A 20216-nucleotide genomic window follows, 5' to 3' on the forward strand; every position below is an offset into this window, starting at 1 on the left:
GCTTCGCTCGTGAACCCGCTCGCGGAATTGCGCTACTTCTTCACGGCGCTCGGTTATTTCACGCGCGTGCCGGTGCCGCGCTGGGTCGGCTACGAGCCGCACTATCTGAACGCGGCCGCGCGCTACTTTCCGCTGGTCGGCGTATTGATCGGCGGCTTCAGCGCGCTCGTCTATCTCGTCGCGTTGCGGGTGTTTCCGGCCGGCGTCGCGGTGCTGCTGTCGATGGCCGCGTCGCTGCTGCTGACCGGCGCGTTTCACGAAGACGGTCTCGCCGATTGCGTCGATGCGTTCGGTGGCGCCTATTCGCGCGACGATGCGCTGCGCATCATGCAGGACTCACGCATCGGCGCATTCGGCGCCATCGCGCTGGTGATCGCATTGGCGATGAAGTGGCAAACGCTCGCGTCCCTGCCGCCGGTGCGTGCCGCCAGTCTGATGATTGCCGCCCACGGCGCGAGCCGCGCGTGCGCGATCAGCTACCTGGCCACGCTCGACTACGTGCGCGCCGTGGGCAAGGCGAAGCCGGTCGCGCAGCGCCTGAGCGGCCCCGCGCTGTTGTGCGCGGCGCTGTTCGGGCTACCGTGGCTGCTGTGGCCGAACGGGCCCGGCGCGCCCGACTGGCGGTTCGCCGCGCTCACTTGTGCCGTGCTACTCACACTACGCTTCGCGATCGGCCGTTATTTCGTCAGACGCATCGGCGGCTATACCGGCGACTGCCTCGGCTTCGCGCAGCAAATCTTCGAATTGAGCATCTACCTGGTGGGGCTCGCATGGATATCGTCCTGATTCGTCATCCGGCCGTCGCGCTCGACGCGGGCGTCTGTTACGGCCACAGCGACGTCGCGTTGGCCGAAAACGCCGAGGTGTCGTCGAACGCGCTCGCGATGAAGTTCGCGACCTTGCAGGTGCCCGCGCCGCGCGTGCTGATTTCGAGTCCACTGACACGTTGCGCGGCGCTCGCGGCCGAGATTGCCAACGATTTCGGCTGCGTGGTCAGCCACGACGAGAACCTGAAGGAAATGGATTTCGGCGATTGGGAGACGCAGCGCTGGGACGCGATCGATCGCGCGCAACTCGACGACTGGGCCGCCGATTTCGAACATGCGCGCGCGCATGGCGGCGAGAGCGTCGCGCAGTTCGTCGGACGCGTGCAGTCGTGGTTCGATGCGTTTGCGCAGACGCGGGAGCTGTCGCCCGCGTATGTGGTCACGCATGCGGGGGTGATGCGCGCGATCGCGTCGTGGGTGCTGGAGGTGCCGCTCGCGCGCTGCCTGCAATGGCAGCTCGATATGACCGGGATCGTCTGGTTGCGGCGCGATGACGAGACGCAGCAGTGGGCGCTGGTGCGGTGGAATGCGTGAGCGCTTGCGCGTCGACTACTTTCTGCGCGAGCGCGCGAGTTCCAGATCCTCGCACAGCAGCTGCGCGCCTTGCGCGAGACGCGGCGCCGGACGGTTGAGCAGATCGCCGTCGATTGCGAACAGGTTGTTATTCGCGACCGCCGCGAGGCGCGGCCACGCGCGCCACGTGTCGAGTTGCGGCAGCGGCGTGTCGGGCCGCGTCGCGCCCGGCGCGGCCGTGACGATCGCATCAGGATTGGCGGCCAGCACCGCTTCGGTCGATACCGTCGGCACCAGCGGCTGAAGGCCCGCGAATACGTTGCGGCCGCCGCATAGCGCGATCACGTCGCTGAGCATGTGCTCGCCGTTGAGGGTCATCAACGGCTTATCCCAGACCTGGTAGAACACGCTGACGCTCGGGCGCTGCGAGTACTGCGTGCGCAGCCTGGCGATGTCGTTGCGATAGGCGGATGCGGCTGCATCCGCGGTCGGCGATGTGCCGAGCAACTGGCCGAGCTTCGTCAGCGATACGGCGATGTCGTCCAGGCGCCGCGGTTCGCTGAAAAACAGCGGTACGCGCAGCTCGCGCAGACGTTCGAGCTGGCGCTGCGCATTGCCATGCCGCCACACGACGATCAGATCGGGCTTCAGCGCGACGATGCGCTCGAGGTCGAGCGCCTTGTTGTCGCCGACCCGCGGCAGTTGCAGCGCGGCCGGTGGGTAGTCGCTGTACGACACCGCGCCGACCATTTTCGGGCCGCCGCCGGCCGCGTACAGCAACTCGGTCACGTGCGGCGCGAGGCTGATCACGCGCTGTGCGGGTGCGGAGAGTGTGACGGTGGCGCCGCTGTCGTCGGTGACGGTGATTGCGGCGTGGGCGCTTGATGTGGCGAGTGCGAACGATAGGGCGGCGGCAGCGTGGAGATGGCGGCGAAGGCTCACGGTGGCGCAGACGAAACGAGCGAGGCGGGGGAAGCGGATCATCGGGGTGGGGCGGTCATCAAACATTGGGCGTGGCGGACGGGGCTGTGCAGGCGGGCGCAGGGCTGGAGTGAACGCGCACGCTAACCCGCATGTCCGGCTTCGATCTCCTGCACGGCCTCTCGTAACTGTTCTTCAAAGCGAACCCATTCGGCCTCGGTCCCTGGCAGCCCGAAACGAATGCTGCCGCCTGGCGCATCCGCTGACGGCGCAAACAATCGCGTCCACACGCCACGCCGCGCGAGCGCCTCGTGCAAGGCGGCGGCGCGTGCATCGTCGGTCCATGCGAACAGCGGCGTGCCGCGCGTCGCGAAACCCGCCGCATGCAGCAGCTTGAACAGCCGCGCGCTTTCCCCGTCGAGCCGTGCGCGCATGTGCGCGTGCCACGCGGTGTCGGCGAACGCGGCGCTCACCGCGTGACGCGCGGGGCCGCTGACCGTCCACGCGCCCAGCGTATCGCGCAAGCGCGCGAGCAACGCGGGCGCGGCCAGCACGAAGCCGGCGCGCACGCCCGCGAGACCGAAGAACTTGCCCGGCGAGCGCAGCACGATCAGCCCGTCGCGATGCGTGTGCGCCGCGAGCGATTCGCGCGGCAACGTATCGGCGAACGCTTCGTCGACCAGCAGACTGCCGCCGCGCTCACGCAGTTGCGCGTGCCAGTGCAGCAGCCGGGCGGCATCGAGATGCGTCGCGGTCGGGTTGTTCGGATTGACGATCGCGACGTGCGTAAGCGCGGCGGGCAACGTGTCGCTGTGCACGTCGAGCGTTGCGATGTCGTGGCCGGCGCGCGCGAACGCGGGTGCGTATTCGCCGTAGGTGAGCGGCGCGATCCCGACCGTTGCGCGCGGCAGCAGCGTCGGCAATGCGCGGATTGCCGCCTGGCTGCCGGCGACCGGCAGCACGTGGGAGGCAGCGGGCGCGCCGTAGTAGAGCGCGGCGCGCGCGGCGAAGCCGTCGCCATCGTCGGGCAGGCGCCGCCATGCATCGGCGGGCACCGGCGGCACCGGATAGCCGTGCGGATTGATGCCGGTCGACAGATCCAGCCATTGCTCGTATGCGATGCCGTAACGCGTCGCCGCTTCGTGCAGGTTGCCGCCGTGTGCGATCTGCTCAGCCATGCAACGGCACGCTCAGCAACGCCAGCACGAGCAGCACGGCCAGCCAGAAAATCAGCGAGCGCTCGACCAGCACCAACGCGGCGCCGACATGGCGGGCTTCGGCCGGATGCCCGAAGCCGAGCGTCGGCCGCTGTTCGAGCGTGCCGTGATAAACCGCCGCGCCGCCGATCAGCACGTTCAGACTGCCGGCGCCCGCCGCCATCACCGGCCCCGCGTTCGGGCTGTCCCAGCGCGGCGCCTGCTCGCGCCAGCAGCGCCACGCGGTCAGCGTATCGCCGAGCAGCGCATAGGTCGTCGCGGTCAGGCGCGCGGGAATCCAGTTGAGCACGTCGTCGAAGCGCGCGGCGGCCCAGCCGAAGCGCAGATAGCGCGGCGTGCGATAGCCCCACATCGCGTCGAGCGTATTGGCGAGGCGAAAGCCGAGCGCGCCCGGTCCGCCTGCGATCGCGAACCAGAACAGCGCGCCGAAGATCGCGTCGTTGCCGTTCTCCAGCGCCGATTCGACCGCCGCGCGCGCGAGCGCGGCTTCGTCGGCTTGCGCGGTGTCGCGCGATACGATCCGCGCGGTCAACTCGCGCGCGCTGTCGATATCGTGTTGACCGAGCGCGTGCCCGATCGGCGCGATGTGATCGCGCAGGCTGCGTGCGCCGAGCGCGAACCACAGCAGCGCGACGTGCAGCGCGCAGGCCGCGAACAACGGCAGCACCGCGACCAGCGCCCACGCGATCGCGACCGGCGGCAGCACCGCCAGCGCCCACGCGAGCATCCCTTTGACCCGCAGCCGCCGGCCGTGATTGAAGCGCGCCTCGAGGCGCGCGGCCCAGTTGCCGAAGCCGACCAGCGGATGCGCGCGGCGCGGCTCGCCGAACCAGCGGTCGACGACCACGCCGAACACGGCGAGCGTCGCGATCAGCGGCATCGTCAGCGTCAGCATCACGCGCCTTTCAGCGCGAGCGGCAGGCCGGCGACCAGCAGCGTCGCGGTGCTGCTCAACGCGGCGACGCGCTGGTTGAGGCGGCCGAGTTCGTCGACGTACAAACGCGTGGCTTCGCCCAAAGGCACCACGCCGAGACCGATTTCGTTGCTGACCACGATCAGCTTGCCGCGCGCGCCGGCGAGCGCCGCTTCGAGGGCAGCGGAGTGGGCGTGGTAGTCGGATAGCGGGGCGGCGGCGCCGTCGGCGGGACACAGCAGGTTCGCGAGCCACAGCGTCAGGCAGTCGATCAGCAGGCACTGGCCCGGTGCGTCGTGTCGGGCGATCGCGCCCGCCAGATCGCGGTCCGCTTCGACCAGCCGCCAATGCGCGGGCCGCCGCTCGCGGTGATGCGCGATGCGCGCGCTGAATTCGGTGTCGTGGGTCACGCGCGCGGTGGCGATGTAGGTGACGGGCAGCGCGCTGTCGCTGGCAAGCCGCTCCGCGTGCGCGCTCTTACCCGAGCGGGCGCCGCCGAGGACGAAGGTGAGATCGCGGGAAGTCATCGCGAGATTGTACCGGCGCGGTGGGATAATGCCGCTCGCCTGTTGACCGCCCATCCTCCGACCCGACCGCCTCGCCGTGACCCGAACCAAGACTCCCTTCGACGCCTTGCCCGTGCCGCGCGGCACGCTGATGATCCAGGGCACCACGTCCGATGCGGGCAAGAGCACGCTGGTCGCCGGCCTATGCCGTCTCGCCCGCCGTGCCGGCGCGCGGGTCGCGCCGTTCAAGCCGCAGAACATGGCGCTCAATAGCGCGGTGACCGTCGACGGCGGCGAGATCGGCCGCGCGCAGGCGCTGCAGGCGGTGGCGGCCGGGATCGCCGCGCACACTGACTTGAACCCGGTGCTGCTGAAGCCGACCAGCGATCGCGGCGCGCAGGTGATCATCCACGGCAAGGCGCGGATGAATCTCGATGCGCGCGCGTATCACGACTACAAGCCGGTCGCGTTCGAGGCGGTGCTGGAGTCGTATGCGCGGCTGCGCGCGGCGTACGACACGATTTTCGTCGAGGGCGCGGGCAGCCCGGCCGAGATCAATCTGCGCGACCGCGACATCGCCAACATGGGCTTCGCGGAGGCGGTCGATTGCCCGGTCGTGCTGGTCGCCGACATCGATCGCGGCGGCGTGTTCGCGCATCTGACCGGCACGCTCGCGTGTCTGTCGGCGAGCGAGCAGGCGCGCGTGCGCGGCTTCATCATCAATCGCTTTCGCGGCGACGTCAGCCTGCTGCAGCCCGGCCTCGACTGGCTCGAAGCGCGGACCGGCAAGCCGGTGCTCGGCGTGGTGCCGTATCTGCACGGCCTGACGCTCGATGCCGAGGACATGCTGCCGCCCGAGCTGCGTGCGGCCGGCAGCGGCGATGCGGGCCGGCTGCTGCGGGTGGTCGTGCCGGTGCTGCCGCACATCAGCAATCACACCGATTTCGACGCGCTGCGCGTGCATCCGCAGGTCGATTTTCACTACGTGCGCAGCGGCATGCCGATGCCGCCCGCCGATCTGATCATCCTGCCGGGCTCGAAAAACGTGCCGGGCGATCTCGCGTTTCTGCGCGAGCAGGGCTGGGACGAGGTGCTTGCGCGGCATCTGCGTTACGGCGGGCGGGTGATCGGTATTTGCGGTGGGATGCAGATGCTGGGGCGCGAGATTGCCGATCCGCACGGGATCGAGGGCGCGCCGGGCAATTTCGCGGGGTTCGGCTGGCTCGATTATTCGACGGTGCTCACGCGCGAGAAGACGCTGAAGAACGTGACCGGGCGCCTCGCGCTGCCGGGCGCGCCGGAGGTCGCCGGCTATGAGATTCATATGGGCGAGACACGCGGGCCGGCGCTCGATGTGCCCGCGCTGCGGCTCGAAGGTGAGCGTGGTGAGTGCGGTGAGTGCGGTGAGCGCAGCGATGGTCAGCCCGGCGGTGGCGCGGTTGCCGCGCGCCCGGACGGTGCGTTGTCCGCCGATGGCCAGATTCTCGCCACCTACGTGCACGGGCTGTTCGACACGCCGGCTGCGTGCGCGGCGCTGCTCGGCTGGGCGGGCCTGAGCGACGCCGAACAGATCGACTACCCGGCGTTGCGCGAAGCGTCGCTGGAGCGGCTCGCCGATACGCTGGCCGAGCATCTGGACATGGAGCGGGTGTTCGCGGCGGTGGGGTAACGCCTGGGGCTGACGCCGGGAATCAGCGTCGGGGATCAACGCCGGGGATTAGCGCCGGGGATCAGCGCCGGGAATTAGCGTCGGGAATCAGCGCCCGTGGATGGGCGCTGATTAATTAGTACCAGCGGCGCGGCGCAAAAAAAGCACGCGCCTGCCAGGCCGCGTGCTATCGCGCTTGCACCGGTGCGAGCCGTGCGGGCTCGCGCCACACCACGCTCAATACAACACCATCTGCGTGCACCGGAACAGCGCGATCGTCTTGCCGTCCGGATCGGTCACGGTCGCATCCCACACCTGCGTGCTGCGCCCCAGGTGCACGCCCTTCGCGACCGCGCGGATCGTGCCCTGGGTCGAGGTGCCGAGAAAGTTGCTCTTCAGTTCGATCGTCGTGAAATTGCGGGCGGTCTCCGGCAGGTGCGCGAGACACGCGTAGCCGCAGGCGGTGTCGGCGAGGCCGATCACGGTGGCCGCGTGCAGGAAGCCGTTCGGCGCGAGCACTTCCTCGCGCACCGTCAGTTCGGCGACCAGCGTGTCCTGGTCGACCGACAGCACGCGCACGCCGAGCAGTTCCGGCAGCTTGCCTTTCTGGCGTTCGTGCAGACGTTCGACGGTGTATTCCGGGCGCAGTTTGCTCATGAGATTCAGGTCCTTGTCGAAAAAAACGGCGGGTTCAGACGGCCGATTCGCGTCGCGGGGGCTTCGGCCACGCTGGATTTGTCGATATTATCAACGGCTGGACCGCTGGGCGAAGCTCGTGCGCGAACTCGCGGCGGGGGAATCGTCAGGTTGCCCTGGCCGTTCGGCGCGGACCGGCGCCAGGCGCGGCAACCGCGGCAACGCCGGCCGCACCGGTAACAGCGGCGGTAACCGTGGCAACCGCGGCGGCAACCGCTGCGGTAACCGTGGCAACCGCGGCGGCAACCACAGCAGCAACAGCAGCAGTCCGAGCAGCAGCAACAGCAGTAGCGCGGCAAACCGGCTGGCGGCGTCCAGCCTTCTTTCCGGGAGAATTCATGTCGGTGATCGTGGTGGCGAATCCGAAGGGCGGCGTGGGCAAGAGCACGCTATCGACCAATCTGGCCGGCTATTTCGCGGCGATGGGCGAGTGGGTCGCGCTGGCCGACCTCGACAAGCAGCAGTCCGCGCACGCGTGGCTGGACCTGCGGCCCGCGACGCTGCCGGCCATCGAAACCTGGGAGGTCAATCCCGACGCACCCGCGAAGCCGCCGAAGGGGCTCGAACACGCGGTCATCGATACGCCGGCCGGTCTGCACGGCAATCGCCTGGGGATCGCGCTGGAACTGGCGGACAAGGTGATCGTGCCGCTGCAGCCGTCGATGTTCGATATCCTCGCGACCCAGGAATTTCTCGAGCGGCTCACGAAGGAAAAGGCGGTCAGGAAGGGCACGATCGAGGTCGGCGTGGTCGGCATGCGCGTCGATGCGCGCACCCGCTCGGCCGAGCAGCTGCATCGTTTTGTCGAGGGATTGAAGCTGCCGGTGCTCGGCTATCTGCGCGATACGCAGAACTATGTGCAGCTCGCCGCGCATGGGCTGACGCTGTGGGACGTCGCGAAGAGCCGGGTCGAGAAGGATCTCGAGCAGTGGCAGCCGATCGTCGAATGGACGAACGGCACCGGCAGGAAAGGCTAAGGGTAGAGGGGCAACCGACCCGGCAAAACCGGGCCGCGCCGCTTAACTCCAGGCCTGGGTCGGCACGTGATCGCGGCTGCCCTTGATCTTGTTGTTTTCATCGACGAACACGAGGTCCGGCTTCCAGCCCGCTTTCAGTTCCGCCTCGTCGACCACCGCGAACGCCGCGATGATGACCAGGTCGCCGAGCTGCGCGCGCCGCGCGGCCGAACCGTTCAGCGAAATCATCCCGCTGCCGCGCTCGCCCTTGATCGCGTAGGTCGAGAAGCGCTCGCCGTTGTTGATGTTCCAGATGTCGATGCGCTCGTTTTCGACGATGTTCGCCGCTTCGAGCAGATCTTCGTCGATCGCGCACGAACCTTCGTAGTGCAGTTCGCAGTGCGTGACCGCGACGCGGTGAATCTTCGACTTCAGCATGTTGCGTTGCATGACCAATCCTGTGTGAATCTCAGTGTGACTTGCTGGCGCGCGCGTCGCGGCGTCAGATTTCGAGGTTGTCGATCAGCCGGGTCGCGCCGAGTTTGGCGGCGGCCAGCACGACGAGCGGTGCGTTGGCATCCTGCGCGGCGGGCGCGATGAGGTTCGAGCGCTTGCGGATCGCGATGTAGTCGGGCTTCCAGCCGCGCGCGGCGAGTGCCGCGGTGGCCGTCTGTTCGAGTTTCGCGAAATCGCGCTCGCCGGCCAGCACCGCGTCGCGAATCCGGTTCAGTTCGAGCGCCAGCACCGGCGCCTCGGCGCGCTCGGCGGCCGACAGATACCGGTTGCGCGAACTGAGCGCGAGGCCGTCGGTGTCGCGCACGGTTTCGGCGGCGACGATCTCGGTCGGCAACGCGAACTGGTGGCACATCTGCCGCACGATCATCAGCTGCTGGTAATCCTTCTTGCCGAATACCGCGACGCGCGGCTGCACGCACGACATCAGCTTCATCACCACCGTGCAGACGCCGTGGAAAAAGCCCGGGCGGAACTCGCCCTCGAGGATGTCGCCCAGATCGTGCGGCGGCTGCACCCGGTACTCCTGCGGCTCCGGATACAAATCCTTCTCGGTCGGCGCGAACAGCACGTACACGCCTTCCTTCTGCAGCTTCTCGATATCGGCTTCGAGCGTGCGCGGATATTTGTCGAAATCCTCGTTCGGGCCGAACTGCAGCCGGTTGACGAAAATGCTCGCCACCACCGGGTCGCCGTGCTGGCGCGCGAGGCGCATCAGCGACAGATGGCCTTCGTGCAGGTTGCCCATCGTCGGCACAAAGGCCGTGCGATTCTGGCCGCGCAACTGGTCGCGCAATTCGTGGATCGAGCTGATGACTTTCATGATCGGACAGGGGGTGGATTCGCGCGGCGCGCGTTTGCCGGTGGGCCGGGACGTCGCGGAAAAACCGCGCGGGCCGCTGCCTTGCCGGCAATGACGGGTTCGGAGCGCGGATTGTAGTGGATTTGCGAGCCGGGCGCACCGAAACGCGGCGGCCGGCGGGAGCAGGTTGCGGAGTATGCGCCGCGCATGCGCCGCTGAGGCTTGCCAGGCATGGCGCTGCCGGCTCGGCGCGGGTTTCCCCGGGTGCGGTGTGAAAGCCACGCTCGTGCGATCGGGCGTGGCTCGCCTTCTCTCTGGACTCAGGCCGGCAGGTACGCGAGCCGCACGTAGATCGGCGCGAACGGCTCCGCCTGGGTGATCTCGACCAGCGATTCGCGGCACAGCTCGAGCACCGCGATGAAGTTCACCACGACGACCGGCACGCCGCGGCTCGTATCGAACAAATCGGAAAACTCGATGAAGCGCGCGTTTTGCAACTGCCGCAGGATTAGACTCATGTGCTCGCGCACCGACAGTTCCTCGCGCGAAATCTTGTGGTGCTGGACCAGCTTCGCGCGCTTGATCACATCGGCCCATGCGGCCCGCAGGTCGTCGCTGCTGACGTCCGGGAAGCGCGGCGTGATGCTCTGCTCGATATAGACCTCGGCGCGCAGGAAGTCGCGGCCGAGTTGCGGCAACTGGTCGATGCGTTGCGCGGCGAGCTTCATCTGCTCGTATTCGAGCAGGCGGCGCACCAGTTCAGCGCGCGGATCCTCGGCTTCCTCGCCGGTGTCGGCCTTCTTGACCGGCAGCAGCATGCGCGACTTGATCTCGATCAGCATCGCGGCCATCAGCAGATATTCGGACGCCAGTTCAAGGTTGGTCTTGCGCAACTGCTCGACGTAGCCGAGATACTGCTCGGTGACATCCGCCATCGGGATGTCGAGCACGTTGAAATTCTGCTTGCGGATCAGGTACAGCAACAGATCCAGTGGTCCCTCGAAGGTCTCGAGGAACACTTCGAGCGCGTCCGGCGGGATGTACAGGTCATTCGGCAGTTTGAACAGCGGCTCGCCGTACAGGCGCGCGAACGCGATGCCGTCGACAGTGTCGGGCGTCGAATCGGTGGCGGGTGCGGCGAGCGCGGTATCGGCCGGAGCCGGCGCGGGGCCGTGAAGTTGAACCGGCCCGGGAGCCTGGCCCGGACCGTGAGCGGGGTGTTGACCCGGGCCGTGTGCGTCGTCGGCGTGACTCATGCTCGGCGTGACGGGGGCGCTCAGAAGTTCTGGTAGTACTGGTAGGCCGTCTGTTCGACGCGCGACGCTTTCTGCTCGGCGCGTTCGGCGAGGTCGACCGGCTGCTTGTCCCACAGCAGCGCGCGGCCGCGGCGTTGTTCGGCTTCCAGGTTGGGCTTCTGTTGCTTGAGCTGGTTCAGGAACTGCGTGATGTCCGATTGATACATGGCTCGGTGTCCGTGAGGGGGAAAGTGGCGTCCGGCCGGTGGGCACGAGGTGCCTGCGACGGCGCCGGTGCCCGGGATTTTACCGCATGCGTCGCGCGCGGTCGAAAATCGCCGCGGGCCTGTTTTTTCGGGATAGTACGCGGGCCGCGAACGCCGCCGCCGCAGTCCTCGCGAGACGGTCCCGAGGCGGTCCCGTTGTGGTCAAATAGCATGCCCCGCGCGCGCTTTGCGCGGCGGGGCGCAAGAATTCACCCACTGTGGCCGGAGGTCCTGTTTGGCGGGAGGTACGATTGACAAGCCGCGCGCAGCGCGTGGCGAAACCGGCCTGAAGCGCGGCTGCGCGCCGGCACGTGACGCGCTCGCGCGGCGCTGGCTGCGCGTCTCGCTTGCCTTCAGCGTCGGGCTCGGCCTCGGTCTATGGCTGCTGCTGGGCGCCGGCGAAGCGCAGGCCAAACGCACGTCGCCCAGCTACAAGGTCGACGTGATCGCCGAGCCGCGCTCGCTGCGCAAGCTGCTCGAACAGCACCTGGATATCGCGCGTTTCGCGAAGCGGCCCGACATCAGCGACGACCAGTTCTCTTTCCTGATTACCGCGACCCCGCAACAGGTGCGCGATCTCGCCGCGACCCAGGGCTATTTCTCGCCGATCGTCAGCACCGACGTGCGCAGCACCGACGACGCGCGCCAGGTCACCGTACGGGTCGAAGCGGGCCCGCGCACCATGGTCACGTCGGTCGATCTGTCGTTTCGCGGCGCGGTGCTGACCGAAGACGAGGCGCAGGAAAACGCGACCCGCTTCGCGTTTTCGCTGCACGAGGGCCAGCCGTTCACGCAGGGCGACTGGGACGACGCGAAGAACGCGTCGCTGCGCCAGTTGCAGTCGCGACGTTATCTGGGCGCGAAGATCTACCACTCCGAGGCGCTGGTCGATCCGCGCACGCACGAGGCGAAGCTGTCGGTGGTCTATGACAGCGGCCCGACCTTCACGATGGGCGAGATCGACGTATCGGGCACGCGGCGCTATCCGGAGCGCATCGTCCACAACGTCAATCCGATTTCGCCGGGCGACGTCTACGACACCCGCACGGTCGCCGAACTGCAGCGGCAGTTGCAGAACACGCCGTACTTCGCGAGCGTCGCGATCGATCTCGACAACGACCCGGCCAAGCCGCTGAACACGCCGGTCCACGTGAAGGTGTCGGAATTCCCGTTCCACAGCTTCCGCGGCGGCGTCGGTTATTCGACCGACAACGGCCCGCTGGTGCAGGGCGCGTATTCGTATCTGAATACGTTCGGCAAGGCGTGGCCGTTCACGGTCGAAGGGCGCGCCGACCAGACCCAGCAATACGGCCAGGTCCAGCTGTCGATGCCGCCGGGGCCGCGCGGGTGGACCAATAGCGTGCTCGCGTCGTACACGACCACCGACGTGTCCGACACCCGCATCTACAGCATTCGCGGCGGCGTGCAGCGCTCGCGCACGTCGCAGTTCCTCGACTACAGCTACTCGCTGCTGTTCTACAACGACAAGCTCGACCAGAACGCGGCGCCGCCCACCTGGGCGCATGCGCTGGTGCCGGCGTGGTCGTGGACCCGGCGCGACACCGACGACCCGCTGTTCCCGCGGCGCGGCAACCTGGTCCACGTCGAGGCGGGCTTCGCGGTGAAGGGGCTGCTGGCCGACCAGTCGTTTATCCGCGGCTATGCGCGCGGCCAGCAGTATCTGCCGATCGGCGCCGACGACATCGTGCTGATCCGCGCCGAACTCGGCGCCGTGTTCACGAGCGGCAGTTCGAGCGGCATTCCGGCCTCGCTGCTGTTCCGCGCGGGCGGCTCGAATTCGGTGCGCGGCTACGGCTTCCAGAGCATCGGTAACGACGTCGCCGGTTCGATCCTGCCGACCAAATATCTGGTGACGAGCGCGGTCGAATATCAGCACTGGTTCTCGCACAACTGGGGCGCGGCCGCGTTCTTCGACGTCGGCACCGCCACCGATACCTGGGGCGACAAGGTCTTCTATCCGGGCGCGGGCCTCGGCGCGCGCTGGCGCAGCCCGGTCGGCCCGGTCAACCTCGATCTCGCCTATGGAATCCGCGACCGTCGAGTGCGGCCGTACATCACGCTGGGCATTGCGTTCTGATCCCGCGATGACCTTCCGCAACCTTTTCGCCGCGCCCGAACGCCGTCCCATTCGCTGCCTAATTCGCCGCCCATTGCACGCATGACCACCGACGTTACCGATCCGCCCTCAGCGCAGCCGCCTGGCACCCCGCCGGACCAGCCGGCCGGGCAGCAGAGTCCCGACACGCCGCCGAAGCCGAAGCGGCGCTGGGGCCGGCTGCTGCTGAAAACGGTCGCGGGCACGCTGATCGTGCTGGTGTTGCTCGTGGTGCTGGCGGGCGGTCTGCTGTACGGCGCGCTGACCACCGAGCGCGGCACCGCGTATGCGTGGCAGGCGGCGGTCAAGCTGCTCGGCGGCCGGCTCGCGGGGAGATTCGACGGCGGCACGCTCGCGAGCGGGGTGCAGTTGCGCGACGTGCGCTGGCGCAGCCTCGACGGCAGCGGCACCGACATCCGGATCGATTACGCGGCGGGCCGCTGGGCGCTCGGCCGCGAACCGTGGCGCTTCACGATCGAGTATCTGCACGTCGGCACGATCGACGCGCGGGTCGGCGCGTCGTCGTCGACCAGCAGCGAGCCGCTGAAGCTGCCGCAGGATCTGCGTCTGCCGATGCAGCTCGAGATTCGCGACGTGCGGGTCGAGCGGCTGCTGGTGCATCAGGGCACGTCGACGACCGAGCTGTCGCACTTCCTGTTTCATGGCCGCAGCGACGGGCAGCACCACGAGGCGGCGGTCGAAAGCCTGGAAACGCCGTTCGGCTCGGTGACCGCGTCGGCGAAACTCGACGGCGCGAAGCCGTTCCCGCTGTCCGGCGAGGTCGGCTATTCGGGCAAGGTCCGCGACGAGGCGGTGCAGGTGAGCGGCCATCTGAGCGGCACGCTCGAACAGCTGGCCGCCGAGATCGACGCGAGCGGGATGAAGCTGACCGGTCACGCGCGGGTCGAGGCGACGCCGTTCGCCGCGGTGCCGCTGCAACGCGCGACGCTGAGCTTCGATCACGTGAATCCGCAGGCTTTCGCGCCGGGCGCGCCGCTGGCGGATCTGGCGGTGCGGGCGGAGTTGCAGCCGGTGGAACTGCTTGGAGCCGGGGCCGGCGGTGCGGGCGCGGCGAGCGGTGCCGGCGCTGGTAGCGCCGCAAGCGGCGTGGCGATTGGAGCGGCGAGCGGTGCGGCAACCCCCGCTAGCGCCGCCTCGGCGGGCAGCGCGGCTGACCACCGCGCCGCGACGGCGGCCAGCCAGCCCGGCCATCACCTGAACCTGGGCCACCACCACGCGGACGCCAAACCCGCGGCGGGCTTCGCAGTAGCCGGCCATCTGTCGATCGTCAACGCGAAACCTGGCGCGATCGACCAGAACCTGCTGCCGCTGATCGACGCGAACACCGACGTGCGCCTCGACGCGCAGACGCAAAGCATCTCGAACCTGAACCTGCGGCTGGTGCGCAACGCGAGCGTCACCGGCAGCGGCACGCTGAGCGGCCGGCGCGGCCAGCTCGATCTGAAGGTCGCGCGGCTCGACCTGAACGCGTTGCAGGCGACGGTGCGGCCCACCCAACTGGCCGGCCCGATCGGCATCCGTCTGAACGACGACATCCAGACGCTGACGCTCGACCTTGCCGACCCGGCCGCCGCGCTGCGCGCGCAAGGCAAGATCACGTTCGACCCGGCGCGGATCAGCTTCAACGACGTGCGCGTCACCTCGGGGCGCGGGCGCATCGATCTGTCGGGCGCGCTCAAGCACGACGCCAATTCGACCTACAACCTGAAGGCGCAACTAACCGACTTCGATCCGCTGTCGCTCACTTCGCAGATGCCGGCGCGCACGCCGGTCGCGGCGCCCGCGGCTGCCGCTGCGGTTACGAGCGGCGCGCAGCGCGCGCGCCAGGCGCAGGCCGCCGCGCTGGTCGGCAGCACGGCCGGCGCGAAGAGCGCGGCCCCGGGCGATCAGGCCGCGGCGGTCGCGAAGAACACCGCGAAGGCGGCGGTGCAGACCGAGGTGTTGACGCGCAAGACGCCGCCCGCCCAGCGCGCCGCGCCGAAGGCGCCGCCGGCGCGCAAGATCGAAGCGCGCGTGAACGCGACGCTGAGCGCGACAGGCGTGCTCGCGCCGACCTTCACGACCCGCGCCGAATTCAAGCTCGGCCCGAGCGTCTACGACGACCTGCCGCTGACCGGCGGCGGCACGATCCAGCTGGCCGGCTCGCGGATTCTGCCGAGTCGCGCGAATCTGTCGGTGGCGGGCAATCAGGTCGATGTGCAGGGCAGCTTCGGCGCGCCCGGCGACCGGCTGCGCTTCCGGGTCGACGCGCCGCAGCTCGATAGGCTCGGCTTCGGCCTCGCCGGCGTGCTCGCCGCCGACGGCGACCTGACCGGCTCGTTCGCGCATCCGAACGTCACGCTGAACTACAAGGCCGAGAACGTCGCGTTCGGCACGAACCGCGTCGGCCATGCGGAAGGCCACGCCGAATTGCGCGACGGCGCGAACGGCGCGCTCGCGTTCACGACCGACGCGCGCAACCTGAGCGCCGGCGGCGTCGATCTGAACACGCTGACCGCGAAGCTATCCGGCACGCGCGCGAACCATACGCTCGAAGCCGCGGCGACCGGCAAGCTGCAGGATCGCCCGCTCGATCTGTCGCTCGCCGCGCACGGCAAGCTGACCGATTCGCGCGACGGCACGCGCTGGGACGGCAGCGTCACGCGTCTGCAAAATCGCGGCACGCCGGCGCTGAACCTCGAATCGCCGCTCGCGGTCAGCGCCGGGCCCGGGTATCTGACGCTCGGCGCGACGCGCCTGACCATCGAAGGCGCGGTGCTGAGCCTGAAGTCGTTCGCGTTCGAGCACGGCCGCATCCAGTCGGCCGGCACGCTGACCGACGTGTCGCTTGCGCGGTTGCAGGAGCTGCGGCACGAACTTACCGGCGAGCCGCCCGCGGTGCGCACCGATCTCGTGTTCGACGGCGACTGGGACTTCTCGCTCGGCGCGACCGCCAACGGCCACATCGAGCTGCACCGGCGCAGCGGCGACGTGACGGTCGAGATCGGCCGCGGACTGGCGTCGATGGGCATCACCGCGATGCGCGCGCGCGCCGAATTCACCGGCGGCAACCAGTTGAACGCGACCGTTCACGCGCAGGCGAGCCGGGTCGGGGTAATCGATGCCGACGCACATACCGCGCTGGTGCTGCGCGAGGGCCTGCTCACCGTCGATCCGCAGAGCGCGTTGTCGGGCAACGTGAACGCGAACGTGCCGTCGCTGCGCACCACCGGCGGGCTGCTCGGCCCGAGCTATCTGCTCGACGGCCATCTCGCGTTGCGGCTCGCGCTGCACGGCACCGTCGCGAAGCCCAACGTGACCGGCTCGCTGGTCGGCGACGACCTGTCCGCGACCGTGGTCAGCCAGGGCGTGCAACTGAAGGATGGGGTGGTGCGCATCGCGCTGTCGGAGAACATGGTGGACTTCCAGCAGGTCGAGTTCCGCGGCTCCAGCGGCACGTTGCGCGCGACCGGGCGCGTGCGGCTCGACGGCTCGGAGCCCGATCTGACCGCCAGCATCGTCGCCGACAAGCTCGACGTGTTCGCGTCGCCGGACCGTCATCTGTCGCTGTCGGGCAGCGCGAGCATCGCGAACGGCGGCACCGAGCGCGGGATGGCGATCAACGGCAAGTTCGTGGTCGACAGCGCGCTGTTCGACCTGCCCGAGCAGGCCGCGCCGAGTCTCGGCGACGACGTCGTGATCATCCGTGCGGACGGCACCCGCTCCGGCGGCCGGCCGCCGCCGAGCGAGGCCGGCACGCAGCCGGCCAGTCCGTTCGCGCCGCGCGCGAACATCGAGATCGGTCTGGGCAACAACTTCCGCTTCCGCGCGGCGGGCGCGGATCTCGGCCTCGCCGGCACGATCACCGCGATGAGCGCGCCGAACACGCCGCTGCGCGCGGTCGGCAACGTGCGCGTGACGCCGGGCTCGACCTATACCGCGTTCGGCCGCAAGCTCGCGATCGAGAATGGCTTCTTCACGTTCAACGGGCCGGTCACCAATCCGGGCATCAATATTCTGGCGATGCGCCGCAACCAGCAGGTCGAGGCGGGCGTGCAAGTGACCGGCACGCTGCAGACGCCGGTCGCGCGACTGGTGTCGGAGCCGGCCGTGCCGGACAACGAAAAGCTGTCGTGGCTGCTGTTCGGTCACGGCACCGACCAGGGCAACAACCTCGGTCAGCAAAGCACGATGACGACCGCGCTCGCGCTGCTCGGCAGCGCGACCGGCAAGCGGATCGCGGAGACGGTCGGGCTCGACGAGTTCTCGATCGGCCGCAGCGATGTGGGTCTGACCGATCCGCAGGTCGTGATGGTGTCGAAGGCGATCAACGAGTGGCTCGTGATCGGCTATGAGCAGGGCTTGCAGTCAGCCAGCAACGCGATCAAGGCAACCCTCAATCTGACGCGCTACTGGTCGCTGGTCGTGTATGGCGGGACGTTCTATGGCGCCGACGTGCTGTACACGCGACGCTTCGATCGCTTCAAGTGGTGATGGGGGCGCGCTGCCGGCTTGAGCGGCCGGCGGCAGCACTTCAACGGCAGCGGTAAAAAAAATGGCACGCCCTAAGGCGTGCCATTTTTGCTTGCGGGTGCCGCGCGCCCGGCGGCGCGCTAGCGCGTTACTTCACCCGCATGCCCGGCTTCGCGCCGCTATGCGGCTCGAGCACGTACAGACCCGGTTCGGCCTTCTCGTCGGCCGCCGATGCCGCCAGCACCATCCCTTCGGACAGGCCGAACTTCATCTTGCGCGGCGCGAGGTTCGCGACCATCACGGTCAGCTTGCCGATCAGCTGCTCCGGCTGATACGCGGACTTGATGCCCGAGAACACGTTGCGGGTCTTCTCTTCGCCCACGTCGAGCGTCAGTTGCAAGAGCTTGTCCGAGCCTTCGACCGCCTTGCAGTCGACGATCTTCGCGATGCGCAGATCGACCTTCGCGAAATCGTCGATCGAGATGATGCCCGAGCCGTCGTCCTGAGCGGCGGCCGCGGCTTTCGCATCGGCCTTCGCGCTGTTCTTCGACTTGCCCTTCGCATCGGCCGGCGCCGCTTCCGGCGTGGCTTGCAGCGAATCGCGGTTGGCCGCGAGCAGCGCTTCGATCTGCTTCGGATCGACACGCGTCATCAGATGCTTGTATGCGTTGATCGGGCGACCCGAGGTGAGCGGCAGGTTCGCGTCGGCCCACTTGAGCGGCTCGATCGCGAGGAACGCTTCGACCGCTTCGGCGAGCTTCGGCAGCACCGGCTTCAGCGCGAGCGACAGCAGGCGGAACGCCTCGACGCTGACGCTACAGGTTTCATGCAGCGCGACCGCGTTGGCCGGGTCTTTCGCCTGATCCCACGGCTTCGCGGTGTCGACGTATGCATTGACCGCGTCGGCCAGTTCCATGGTCTGACGCAGCGCGCGGCTGTACTCGCGCGCTTCGTAATGCGCGGCGATCTGCGGCAGCGCGGCGCGCAGCGTGCCGAGCAGCGGATGATGCATCGCGCTGTCCTGCACCCGGCCGTCGAAGCGCTTGATCAGGAAGCCGGCCGCGCGGCTCGCGATGTTCACGTACTTGCCGATCAGGTCGCTGTTCACACGCGCCTGGAAGTCGTCGAGGTTCAGGTCGAGGTCTTCCATCGTGCTGTTCAGCTTGGCCGCGAAGTAGTAGCGCAGCCATTCCGGGTTCAGGCCGGTGTCGATCACGCTTTGCGCGGTGATGAAGGTGCCGCGCGACTTCGACATCTTCGCGCCGTCGACGGTCAGGAAGCCGTGCGCGAACACGTTGGTCGGCGTGCGATGGCCGGAGAATTCGAGCATCGCGGGCCAGAACAGCGTGTGGAAATACAGGATGTCCTTGCCGATGAAGTGATACTGCTCGGCCTTCGAACCCTTGCGCACCCATGCGTCGAAGTCGAGGCCGCGCTTTTCGGCGAGGTTCTTGAAGCTCGCGTAGTAGCCGACCGGCGCGTCGAGCCACACGTAGAAATATTTGCCGGGCGCGCCCGGAATCTCGAAGCCGAAGTACGGCGCGTCGCGCGAGATGTCCCAGTCGGCGAGCTTGGCTTCGCCGGCGTCGCCGAGCCACTCGCGCATCTTGTTGGTCGCTTCCGGCTGGGCGAGGCCGCCGACCCATTCGCGCAGGAAGCTCTCGCAGCGCGGATCGGACAGGCGGAAGAAGTAGTGCGTGGAGGTCTTGCGAATCGGCGTCGCGCCCGAGACCACCGAGTACGGGTTCACCAGTTCGGTCGGCAGATAGGTCGAGCCGCACACTTCGCAGTTATCGCCGTACTGGTCCTTCGCGCCGCACTTCGGGCATTCGCCCTTGATGAAGCGGTCCGGCAGGAACATTTCCTTGACCGGGTCGTACGCCTGTTCGATCTCGCGCGCGTCGATCAGGCCCGCGTCTTTCAGCGCGAGATAGACGTTTTCGCTGAGCACGCGGTTTTCGTCGGAATCGGTCGAGTAGTAGTTGTCGAACGAAATGCCGAAGCTGTCGAAGTCGCGCTTGTGCTCCTGCCACACGCGGTCGATCAGCTGTTTCGGCGTCAGACCTTCTTTTTCCGCGCGCAGCATGACCGGGGTGCCGTGGGTGTCGTCGGCGCCCACGTAGTAGACCTCGTGGCCGTGCATTCGCAGCGCCCGGACCCAGATGTCCGTCTGGATATATTCGACCAGATGGCCGATATGAATCTGCCCGTTCGCATACGGAAGGGCCGACGTGACGAGAATCTGGCGACGGCCGGACGGCGCGCCTGCGGTGAGATCGGTGGCGGGTGCTGACATAAGGATCGGGGGTGCCTGCGGTGGGACGAAACGAGGATTTTAGCAGGGCGCAGGCTCGACGCGGCGCGCGCGGCAGCAGGCTGGACGGGGAGGGCGGAGCGGGGAGCTACAGATGCCGCGGACCCGAAGCGTCAGATGAATCACGAATCGAGCGGGCAAAAAAAACCGGGGTTTGATAAACCCCGGAGCAACAACGACAAGAGGAGAATGGTGACGTGGCGGCTTCGCCAACCACGTACCGTAAAGAGAGACCGCGGATTTCCGGCAGAGTTCGAAATTTTTTTCGGTTTGTCAGGAAACCCGTCCGGCGGCGCGTGC

At 68.1% G+C, this 20216-nt stretch carries 16 protein-coding genes; 6 read left to right on the plus strand and 10 right to left on the minus strand.

Translation table 11 applies throughout. The features are described from left to right. Positions 1-9 precede the first annotated feature (9 nt). Together BTH42_RS03780 and cobC are read left to right on the plus strand one after the other, a co-directional pair. Positions 10-786, plus strand: a complete 777-nt coding sequence (locus tag BTH42_RS03780; protein WP_075295911.1) for an adenosylcobinamide-GDP ribazoletransferase — start codon at positions 10-12, stop codon at positions 784-786. Beyond that, a complete protein-coding gene (cobC, locus tag BTH42_RS03785) occupies positions 771-1361 on the plus strand; it encodes an alpha-ribazole phosphatase (protein ID WP_075295913.1) in 591 nt (196 codons plus the stop codon). Before BTH42_RS03780 ends, cobC begins: the two co-directional genes overlap by 16 nt. Positions 1362-1376: 15 nt before the next feature. On the opposite strand, the gene BTH42_RS03790 is transcribed toward cobC, so the two are convergent. The 4 genes from BTH42_RS03790 to cobU all read right to left on the minus strand — a co-directional run bounded on the left by BTH42_RS03790 (position 1377) and on the right by cobU (position 4918). Beyond that, complete coding sequence (locus tag BTH42_RS03790) at positions 1377-2324, minus strand: cobalamin-binding protein (RefSeq protein ID WP_075295915.1); 948 nt, start codon at positions 2322-2324, stop codon at positions 1377-1379. An 80-nt stretch (positions 2325-2404) separates the two neighbouring features. Then, positions 2405-3439 (minus strand): threonine-phosphate decarboxylase CobD, encoded by a 1035-nt coding sequence (cobD, locus tag BTH42_RS03795; protein ID WP_075295917.1) that lies wholly within the window; start codon positions 3437-3439, stop codon positions 2405-2407. Beyond that, positions 3432-4373: an adenosylcobinamide-phosphate synthase CbiB gene (cbiB, locus tag BTH42_RS03800; protein WP_075295919.1), complete on the minus strand. Its 942-nt coding sequence runs from the start codon at positions 4371-4373 to the stop codon at positions 3432-3434. Before cbiB ends, cobD begins: the two co-directional genes overlap by 8 nt. Further along, positions 4373-4918, minus strand: coding sequence for a bifunctional adenosylcobinamide kinase/adenosylcobinamide-phosphate guanylyltransferase (gene cobU, locus BTH42_RS03805; RefSeq protein ID WP_075296112.1), 546 nt, complete (start codon positions 4916-4918; stop codon positions 4373-4375). The genes cbiB and cobU overlap by 1 nt, the downstream gene beginning before the upstream one ends. Positions 4919-5048: 130 nt before the next feature. Here cobU and BTH42_RS03810 point away from each other — a divergent pair, with 130 nt between their 5' ends. Continuing rightward, positions 5049-6566, plus strand: a complete 1518-nt coding sequence (locus BTH42_RS03810) for a cobyric acid synthase (protein WP_256701770.1) — start codon at positions 5049-5051, stop codon at positions 6564-6566. Positions 6567-6782: 216 nt separating this feature from the next. Here BTH42_RS03810 and BTH42_RS03815 read toward each other — a convergent pair whose 3' ends face one another. Further along, positions 6783-7202 (minus strand): PaaI family thioesterase, encoded by a 420-nt coding sequence (locus BTH42_RS03815; protein ID WP_075295923.1) that lies wholly within the window; start codon positions 7200-7202, stop codon positions 6783-6785. Between the two features lie 377 nt (positions 7203-7579). Between BTH42_RS03815 and BTH42_RS03820 the strand changes: the two genes are divergently transcribed. Beyond that, complete coding sequence (locus BTH42_RS03820; RefSeq protein WP_075295925.1) at positions 7580-8218, plus strand: ParA family protein; 639 nt, start codon at positions 7580-7582, stop codon at positions 8216-8218. A 42-nt stretch (positions 8219-8260) separates the two neighbouring features. On the opposite strand, the gene panD is transcribed toward BTH42_RS03820, so the two are convergent. The 4 genes from panD to BTH42_RS03840 form a co-directional block, all read right to left on the minus strand. Further along, a complete protein-coding gene (panD, locus tag BTH42_RS03825) occupies positions 8261-8647 on the minus strand; it encodes an aspartate 1-decarboxylase (RefSeq protein ID WP_018431692.1) in 387 nt (128 codons plus the stop codon). Positions 8648-8699: 52 nt separating this feature from the next. Beyond that, the gene (panC, locus tag BTH42_RS03830) at positions 8700-9533 is read right to left on the minus strand and encodes a pantoate--beta-alanine ligase (RefSeq protein ID WP_075295927.1); all 834 of its coding nucleotides are present in this window, start codon (positions 9531-9533) and stop codon (positions 8700-8702) included. Between the two features lie 299 nt (positions 9534-9832). After that, positions 9833-10768, minus strand: coding sequence for a ScpA family protein (locus tag BTH42_RS03835; RefSeq protein WP_075295929.1), 936 nt, complete (start codon positions 10766-10768; stop codon positions 9833-9835). Positions 10769-10788: 20 nt separating this feature from the next. Continuing rightward, positions 10789-10974 (minus strand): DUF3460 family protein, encoded by a 186-nt coding sequence (locus BTH42_RS03840; protein WP_075295931.1) that lies wholly within the window; start codon positions 10972-10974, stop codon positions 10789-10791. Positions 10975-11248: 274 nt separating this feature from the next. Between BTH42_RS03840 and BTH42_RS03845 the strand changes: the two genes are divergently transcribed. Both BTH42_RS03845 and BTH42_RS03850 read left to right on the plus strand, forming a co-directional pair. Beyond that, positions 11249-13111: an autotransporter assembly complex family protein gene (locus tag BTH42_RS03845; protein ID WP_075295933.1), complete on the plus strand. Its 1863-nt coding sequence runs from the start codon at positions 11249-11251 to the stop codon at positions 13109-13111. An 81-nt stretch (positions 13112-13192) separates the two neighbouring features. Then, a complete protein-coding gene (locus BTH42_RS03850) occupies positions 13193-17623 on the plus strand; it encodes a translocation/assembly module TamB domain-containing protein (protein WP_075295935.1) in 4431 nt (1476 codons plus the stop codon). A gap of 127 nt (positions 17624-17750) precedes the next feature. On the opposite strand, the gene metG is transcribed toward BTH42_RS03850, so the two are convergent. Further along, positions 17751-19898 carry a methionine--tRNA ligase gene (gene metG / locus BTH42_RS03855; protein ID WP_075295937.1) on the minus strand — a complete coding sequence of 716 codons (2148 nt, stop codon included), beginning with the start codon at positions 19896-19898 and terminating at the stop codon, positions 17751-17753. Between the last annotated feature and the right edge of the window lie 318 nt (positions 19899-20216).

The organism is Burkholderia sp. SRS-W-2-2016 (genome assembly GCF_001931485.1).
Classification (GTDB): domain Bacteria; phylum Pseudomonadota; class Gammaproteobacteria; order Burkholderiales; family Burkholderiaceae; genus Paraburkholderia.

Coding starts and splice junctions, on each gene's coding strand:
- cobU (WP_075296112.1), bottom strand. CDS start 4,918: ATGACTTCCCGCGATCTCACCTTCGTCCTCGGCGGCGCCCGCTCGGGT.
- cobC (WP_075295913.1), top strand. CDS start 771: ATGGATATCGTCCTGATTCGTCATCCGGCCGTCGCGCTCGACGCGGGC.
- panC (WP_075295927.1), bottom strand. CDS start 9,533: ATGAAAGTCATCAGCTCGATCCACGAATTGCGCGACCAGTTGCGCGGC.
- BTH42_RS03840 (WP_075295931.1), bottom strand. CDS start 10,974: ATGTATCAATCGGACATCACGCAGTTCCTGAACCAGCTCAAGCAACAG.
- BTH42_RS03820 (WP_075295925.1), top strand. CDS start 7,580: ATGTCGGTGATCGTGGTGGCGAATCCGAAGGGCGGCGTGGGCAAGAGC.
- BTH42_RS03850 (WP_075295935.1), top strand. CDS start 13,193: ATGACCACCGACGTTACCGATCCGCCCTCAGCGCAGCCGCCTGGCACC.
- BTH42_RS03790 (WP_075295915.1), bottom strand. CDS start 2,324: ATGATCCGCTTCCCCCGCCTCGCTCGTTTCGTCTGCGCCACCGTGAGC.
- BTH42_RS03815 (WP_075295923.1), bottom strand. CDS start 7,202: ATGAGCAAACTGCGCCCGGAATACACCGTCGAACGTCTGCACGAACGC.
- metG (WP_075295937.1), bottom strand. CDS start 19,898: ATGTCAGCACCCGCCACCGATCTCACCGCAGGCGCGCCGTCCGGCCGT.
- cobD (WP_075295917.1), bottom strand. CDS start 3,439: ATGGCTGAGCAGATCGCACACGGCGGCAACCTGCACGAAGCGGCGACG.
- cbiB (WP_075295919.1), bottom strand. CDS start 4,373: ATGCTGACGCTGACGATGCCGCTGATCGCGACGCTCGCCGTGTTCGGC.
- BTH42_RS03810 (WP_256701770.1), top strand. CDS start 5,049: ATGATCCAGGGCACCACGTCCGATGCGGGCAAGAGCACGCTGGTCGCC.
- panD (WP_018431692.1), bottom strand. CDS start 8,647: ATGCAACGCAACATGCTGAAGTCGAAGATTCACCGCGTCGCGGTCACG.
- BTH42_RS03835 (WP_075295929.1), bottom strand. CDS start 10,768: ATGAGTCACGCCGACGACGCACACGGCCCGGGTCAACACCCCGCTCAC.